We start from the raw sequence: 6,976 nt of genomic DNA on the forward strand, positions 1-6,976 counted from the left end.
ATTTCTTTTGTTTACATCTCAGTCTCATAACTATGTACCAGCCAGTTGTTGACCCATATTTCCATAATGGTGTATGTTCCGCAACTACATTGATCTTTAGTTGTAAATCTGATTGTAAAATCATGGTCGCAAGCCAGATTTACATCCGGATTCTTCAATAGCAGGGTGCCGAGCAGGCTACCTCTGTATAGTTCGGCTCCGCTGAGCTTGCTTTTTATTATAATATTGTTGTTATATCCTGTTTCTAGTTTAAGAAGCGTAAACCGGGCTTCCATAACTCCATCTTTTATTGTATGTTCCGCAGAATGTTCTATCACTTCGTCCGGAGCGATACTTCCATCTATATTCATAGACCCGTTGTCCGATTCTATTTCTATTTCATATTCTTCGGCTTTTAGGAGACCTTCGACTGAAATTGTAATGCGATTGGTAATTTCCCGCATATTGATAGCAGCATTTTCAAAAATAGACTCCGAGTTATCAGCTTGGGGTACATATACCGCAGGGCTTTCTCCATAATAGACTCTTGTACCTTCAATGCTGGAAGCACGCTGTGCAGCCCGTTTTAAGCGGAAAAGAAGATCATTTTTAGTTGTCGATCCTATTTTAAGAGCTGAGATGTCATAATGGTCAGTCTCAAGTCCGGACCATGCTATAACTGTATAAAGACCACTTTCAGTTTCTATAGTCTGACGAAAATCTTTTTGTAATTTCGTATCATTTGCATGCTTAGAAGAAACCAATATACCATTCTTATCAAATACACCCATAGTGATATTTTTTATTTGTTCGGGATAGTTGGCATCAATGTCACATGGTGTTTTAGAATAAAAGGTTACATTTATCCCTTGCACACAATCTTTGTAATCATCTTTGATACATCCCGAAAAAAATAATAGGATAATCACACTTATCAATAGAATTGGTTTACTACTTAAATTCATTTTTTATTTCAATTAGCAGTATAAATTTGTAATTATATCCTTTGAGGCATGCTAGTCCCCAAAGGATATTTGGGTTCTCTTATATTATAATTCTATATCATAAGAGTGTACAGTCCAGTTAAGAATAGATATATCAACTGTCATATATGTTTGTTCAGGAGATAATGGATCCAATGGATCAATAGGGGTTTCCGGTTCGTCGGGGTTACCTGGTTTAGGGTCAGGATTGTCTGTACCGGGAACCAAAGGATTCCAGTTATAACCGATTTTTTTGAAAGCGGAAATATTTATATGATAAATGTTATTTCTTACCACAGGCGAATTGAGTGGTTTTGCAATATTATCAGGATTAAGCCATGCATATTGAAGCATTTTACCTCCTTCATACAATGCTACTTTCTGATTTTGAACGGCAGCTTGCGCTGCAGCCTTTGTTGAGTATATTTTCCCATCGGTTTCCCCTACATAGAATGTGCCGTTGGTAAGAACACCTCCATCAGCTATAGCAGATTCCAAAGGAGTGAACTTGGCCCTGACTAATACATATGCAGTATTGCCCTTTTTGTAATTAGAAGTTTTCACATCACCTTCTGTATGGGTATTCTCAAATAAGAATTTACCCGGCAAAGATTTATATCCATCGCCGGCAGTAGGCCTTGCGGGAACTGTGGTAGGTGTCTTTAAATCAGCATAATCATAATACTGGGGAGCATCGGTGGTATAAGTACCCAATGCTGGCACATAGGTGGTACCCCAGGTAACATAATTTGACTGTAACGAGAAGTAAACTTTGGTAGTGCCTTGTGCTACAGAGTATGTTATATTAGAGATTGTTCCTACTTTAACCCCGTCGTCATCCAATAGGTCGGTTGAAGCTGTGCTGGTTACGATAACACGAGACGCAACACGTTCTGCTTGTACACTTATTCTATTGGTTCCACTGGTTACTTCCTGTACGGTTACGTCCGGTTCTATAAATGTAGGAGAGCTCTTTCCGGTCATCGTGATAACATCGTAATTTACCCCAGAGACAGTTTTTATCTGCGCCAGACCTGCGATAGGTAAAAGATCATTGTCTAAGGGAGCGGTTGTACCTAATGGATTAGGACTGTTTAGTACAACGTAAACAATTTTAGTACCGGATGTAGTTCTGAATGGCTGACTAGGAGTAATGAGAGAGCCACTGGCTGACAGATCTTTACCCGAAAATCGTTTAGCTTCCACAGTCTTATCTGCTCCGATCATATAGACGTCAAGCGTTTGTATTCCATCATTTCCTACATACTCTCCATCGGGGTTGTAATCTCCCGGTAAAGCCTTTGTTGAGCCTTTGGGAAGAGAAACTGATAAACTGACATAGGTCGGAGTGCCTTCGGGCTCACCACCTTCTGCATCTTCATTGTCATTATTGCTACAAGCGATAAAGCCGAGCGCTATGAAAGATGCTAAAAAATACTTTTTAAAATCCATGATTCTTTTAATTGATTGATTACAAGACTTTTATTTCCAACTATTTGTGTTTGATAAAATTGAGAGGGTTCATTTTTGAAAATAGGAATGCTTCCTTCATTACTAGATATATCATCTGGATCCTTAGATATATTTCGCAATAAAAAAATTAGGCTACTACGTTTTTAATGATTTGACTCTAAAATGGGAGTTTTAAGTTTTATTCTCTAATTCATTTTTATACTCTGGTTCATTTTTGCTTTATGCAGTTGTCCTCTTATTTTACTTATAACGTCTTGGGTTCTAAAAAGTTTTGAATAAATCATTAAAAATGTGATACTAATACTTTTATAGTTGCTTACAATTTCAGATTTATATATTATTTTAACAAGTACAGATTTTCTCAGTTAGCCGATGAATACTGTTCTACTCGCCACTTATTGTGTATAACTGATGAATATAAATTGTAACTTCATGATATATAAATTCTTATTATTAAAAAATGAACTGATGATTGCTTATATTTGATTAAGTCTGAATTTTATGTAGTGATAATATTTAGTGACATACATATCGGAATTCTGTAAATAATTATTACATTTGCGCCTGATTTACATAACACAGACTAATAGAAGAAGAGACTACACAAATGAAACGGTTATTATTAATAATATTTCTGTTTGTAATAATGGGAATGCAAACAAATATTGATGCGCAAACAGGTACGGAAAGCATGAGGCTTCTCAAGGGGGTGAAATATCCCTCAGAAGAGAAAAAGACAGAAGCACATAGCGGACCGCTGCGATACTTGCGTGGTGATTATCTGATATTGATACTTGGAGTGGGTGCATATATTATGATAAAGAGAAGAAAGTCCAGAAGAATAGATCTTTAAATACAGAGCCGACATTTAGTTTTCGGCTTTTTTTATGCTTAATTGGTAATATGAAAAACAATTTTAAGAATGGAAGAGAAAAAAGTAGTATTAGGAATTAAAGAGAAGCCCAGGCCGGCACAATGGCTGCTGTTGAGTATTCAGCATTTATTCGCCATGTTTGGCGCTACGGTTTTAGTTCCTGCACTGACAGGAATGAGTCCTGCAGTAGCATTGATCTCCAGTGGTATAGGCACACTTGTCTTTATTGCAATAACGAAGGGGAAGGTACCTTCTTATTTAGGGTCTTCATTTGCCTTTATCAATCCTATTATCGCAGTAAAAGCCTTGGAACTTGATCCTGCATCGGGAGTAGGCATGGGTAGTTTTCTTGTTGGTAGTTTTCTTGTCGGGGTTACTTACTCTGTTGTCGCTTTGATTATTACCAAGGCGGGTACAAAATGGCTGATGAAATTATTACCTCCTGTGGTTGTGGGACCAGTTATAATGGTTATAGGATTAGGTCTTTCGGCTACGGCAGTGAATATGTCTACAAACAATCCGGCCGGAGATTATGACCTTACCTATGTTATAGTTGGCCTTGTTACTCTTACTATAACTGTCCTTACAGCAATATTTACCCGTGGTTTCCTAAGCGTGATACCTGTCCTTGTTGGTATCGTAGGAGGATATATATTCTCAATAATTCTGGGTATTGTCAATTTGCAGCCCGTCATAGATGCTAAATGGATCCAACTTCCTCCATTCGAAATACCTTTTGTTCATTATACGCCTTCATTTACATGGAGGATATTCCTGATGATGGTTCCCGTAGCCATTGTTCCTATTGCCGAGCATATTGGTCATCAGTTAGTACTTAGTAAAGTTGTAAATAAAGATCTGATAAAAGATCCCGGCCTTGATAGGTCTATGCTCGGAGATGGTGTCGCCACAATGATAGCCGCCTCCATTGGTGGACCTCCGGTAACAACATATGGTGAAAATATCGGCGTGTTGGCTATCACGCGTGCATTCAGTATTTATCTGTTTGTGGGTGCTGCTATATTTGCAATTTTGTTTGGTTTCTGCGGTAAAATAGCAGCTTTGCTTACCACAATTCCAACTCCGGTAATGGGAGGGGTTTCCATCTTATTGTTTGGTATTATTGCTTCCAGCGGATTGCGCATGTTAGTGGAGAATAAAGTGGATTTCAGCCGTAAGCGCAATCTTATTATATCGTCAGTTATCCTGGTTATCGGTATTGGAGGGGCTGCTATTCATATAGGAAAAATGTTTTCGCTTGAGGGGATGGCCCTTGCTTCTATTATCGGTGTCGTGTTGAATCAGGTATTACCTGGGAAGCAAGTTGTAGATTTCGACGAAATGTTTAAAGATTAAGCATAAAACTAATTTTGAGTTATGAATTATATCATTGGTGTTTATAATTCATAACTCATCTCTTTTTATTTCCGGAAGTCCGGGCTATTTTGAGTATACACAACTTTATATAACGCTCTTCTTTTTTATATCCTGCACAATTCTTGTGTCTGGCCTTATTCTCTTTTCAGAGTATAAAAAATAATAAATACCGTATTTTCACCATGTTATAATAAGTTAACAGTTGTGATTGACGGTCCGTTTGTTATCTTTCTATTTTTAAGCGGTTTACCTAAAAGTATGCTGTAAAACATGTGGAAAATGCTGTTAAATAGTCCTTTTTTGCAGGAGATGAGGTTGCGAGCTTTTGAAAATAGTTTTATATTTGACGGTTATATAAACAAAATCGTATTCATTTCGAAACATAAATTATGGAGAAAACCCTTGTGATTCTGAAACCTTCATGCGTTCAACGAGCGTTGATGGGAGAGGTTATTTCCCGCTTCGAAAAGAAAGGTTTACGATTGGCAGGGATGAAGATGATGCAGTTGACCGACACTATTTTAAACGAACATTATGCACATCTGAAAGAACGTCCGTTCTTTCAACGAGTAAAAGATTCTATGCAAATATGCCCTGTTGTAGTTCAATGCTGGGAGGGGATAGATGCGGCTAAGGTAGTCCGTTCTTTAATTGGAGTGACCAACGGACGCGAGGCTGCCGCAGGAACTGTCAGAGGCGATTTTTCGGTAAGTGCCCAGGAAAATATTGTACACGCTTCCGATTCCGCAGAGTCGGCAAGAATAGAATTAAAAAGATTTTTCGCAGATAACGAGATTTTTGATTATAAACTATCTACATATGCACACTTGTATGCATGTGACGAGATTTAAATTATATTATGCAAGAAAAGAAAAACAGTTTGACCGAGGGCTTAAAAAAACTGAGACTACTACCTTTAGCAGCTATGTTTTTACTACCTATGAGTAGCTTTGCCCAACACACTGACAATACCTCAGAATCTAATGCCGACAGAGTCGAATTAAAGTATAAACAACGTCACAGCCGGATGAATGCCAATAATCTTTATGCCGATGGTATAAAGATCAAAAGAGATCTTTCCATTTTGAAGGAAGTTCAGGAAGAACGTGTGCTTGCAGCAGATGAGATCCCGGCCGAAGACCTTTATAGCGGCATCTGGAACAACCGTTACGTAAACGCTTACCGTTCAATAGAAAATATACCCGATACATTTACTGTAAACCTGGCCAATTTTACAATGCCTACTATGGGGTATATAACATCCAACTTCGGCCCTCGTCGTCGCAGAATGCATTATGGTATAGATTTGAAGGTGCAGACCGGCGATACTATCTATGCGGCATTTGATGGAAAAGTACGTGTGAAGCAGTACGAGCGCCGTGGATATGGTTATTATCTGGCACTTCGCCACCCGAATGGATTGGAGACTGTATATGGGCATTTATCTAAATTTTTGGTAGAAGAAGACGATGTTGTAAAGTCAGGTGATCCTATAGCGTTAGGTGGAAATACCGGTCGTTCCACAGGTTCACATCTCCATTTCGAGATCCGTTTTTTGGGAAACCCTATTAATCCTATAAAAATAGTTGATTTCGAGAATAAAGTATGCCATAAGGATACTTATTTGGTAACAGCTGATAGTTATAGCAGAAGTTCGAAAGGAGTGAACGTAAACACATTGGCATCTACCACTACCCGCTCGAAAGCAAATGTAAAAAATAAATATGCTTCAGGTAATGTTAATTACCACCGTATAAAATCTGGTGATACATTAGGCGCAATAGCCCGCAAATATGGGACAACAGTAAGTAAAATCTGTTCATTGAACAGCATTACCACAAAAACAACATTGCGTCTGGGAAAATCACTAAGGGTATCTTGATCATTATTAAGTTAATTTACGCATAAATACAAGGCTGTAAGAACTAATTCTTACAGCCTTTGTTATTTATTATATAAGTAGAGGGCCGGTATTTGTTTTGCAAGAGAATTGTTTCTCTCTATCAGCTTTAGTTAGTTAATTAAGGAATAATTCTTTTGTTTTAATATTTTTTTTACAACTTTGTGTTTTGAACCGGATAAGGTGTGGAGTAATATAACCGGTGTTCCCTTGGAGTAAGTATAAATAGTGTTTATGCAAAAAAAAATACAGAAAATAATATCTTATTGTATTTATTTTTCTCCTGAACATTTGGGAGTTAGCATTATTTTATTAGAGAGAGAGAGAGAGAGAGAGAGAGAGAGAGAGAGAGAGAGAGTGTGTGTGTAACACTACCTCAGTACATAATGG

The 6,976-nt window shown here is 37.7% G+C and carries 6 protein-coding genes; 4 read left to right on the plus strand and 2 right to left on the minus strand.

Annotated features, from left to right (window positions below; translation table 11 throughout):
• Positions 1-11: 11 nt before the first annotated feature.
• Together HMPREF9455_RS18775 and HMPREF9455_RS18780 are read right to left on the minus strand one after the other, a co-directional pair.
• Positions 12-944 (minus strand): FimB/Mfa2 family fimbrial subunit, encoded by a 933-nt coding sequence (locus HMPREF9455_RS18775; RefSeq protein ID WP_006801336.1) that lies wholly within the window; start codon positions 942-944, stop codon positions 12-14.
• Positions 945-1,028: 84 nt separating this feature from the next.
• Positions 1,029-2,414: an Mfa1 family fimbria major subunit gene (locus tag HMPREF9455_RS18780; protein WP_006801337.1), complete on the minus strand. Its 1,386-nt coding sequence runs from the start codon at positions 2,412-2,414 to the stop codon at positions 1,029-1,031.
• A gap of 673 nt (positions 2,415-3,087) precedes the next feature.
• Here HMPREF9455_RS18780 and HMPREF9455_RS18785 point away from each other — a divergent pair.
• The 4 genes from HMPREF9455_RS18785 (at position 3,088) to HMPREF9455_RS18800 (ending at position 6,568) form a co-directional block, all read left to right on the plus strand.
• Complete coding sequence (locus HMPREF9455_RS18785; RefSeq protein WP_006801338.1) at positions 3,088-3,288, plus strand: hypothetical protein; 201 nt, start codon at positions 3,088-3,090, stop codon at positions 3,286-3,288.
• 69 nt (positions 3,289-3,357) lie between these two features.
• Positions 3,358-4,665: a solute carrier family 23 protein gene (locus HMPREF9455_RS18790; protein ID WP_006801339.1), complete on the plus strand. Its 1,308-nt coding sequence runs from the start codon at positions 3,358-3,360 to the stop codon at positions 4,663-4,665.
• Between the two features lie 410 nt (positions 4,666-5,075).
• Complete coding sequence (gene ndk, locus HMPREF9455_RS18795) at positions 5,076-5,537, plus strand: nucleoside-diphosphate kinase (RefSeq protein WP_006801340.1); 462 nt, start codon at positions 5,076-5,078, stop codon at positions 5,535-5,537.
• Between the two features lie 8 nt (positions 5,538-5,545).
• Positions 5,546-6,568: a peptidoglycan DD-metalloendopeptidase family protein gene (locus HMPREF9455_RS18800; RefSeq protein WP_006801341.1), complete on the plus strand. Its 1,023-nt coding sequence runs from the start codon at positions 5,546-5,548 to the stop codon at positions 6,566-6,568.
• Positions 6,569-6,976 lie beyond the last annotated feature (408 nt).

This window comes from Dysgonomonas gadei ATCC BAA-286, from assembly GCF_000213555.1.
Taxonomy (GTDB): Bacteria; Bacteroidota; Bacteroidia; order Bacteroidales; family Dysgonomonadaceae; genus Dysgonomonas; species Dysgonomonas gadei.

Bases quoted from the DNA above. Each gene is read 5' to 3' on its own strand.
- HMPREF9455_RS18775 (WP_006801336.1), bottom strand. From the start codon at position 944: ATGAATTTAAGTAGTAAACCAATTCTATTGATAAGTGTGATTATCCTA.
- HMPREF9455_RS18780 (WP_006801337.1), bottom strand. From the start codon at position 2,414: ATGGATTTTAAAAAGTATTTTTTAGCATCTTTCATAGCGCTCGGCTTT.
- HMPREF9455_RS18785 (WP_006801338.1), top strand. From the start codon at position 3,088: ATGCAAACAAATATTGATGCGCAAACAGGTACGGAAAGCATGAGGCTT.
- HMPREF9455_RS18790 (WP_006801339.1), top strand. From the start codon at position 3,358: ATGGAAGAGAAAAAAGTAGTATTAGGAATTAAAGAGAAGCCCAGGCCG.
- ndk (WP_006801340.1), top strand. From the start codon at position 5,076: ATGGAGAAAACCCTTGTGATTCTGAAACCTTCATGCGTTCAACGAGCG.
- HMPREF9455_RS18800 (WP_006801341.1), top strand. From the start codon at position 5,546: ATGCAAGAAAAGAAAAACAGTTTGACCGAGGGCTTAAAAAAACTGAGA.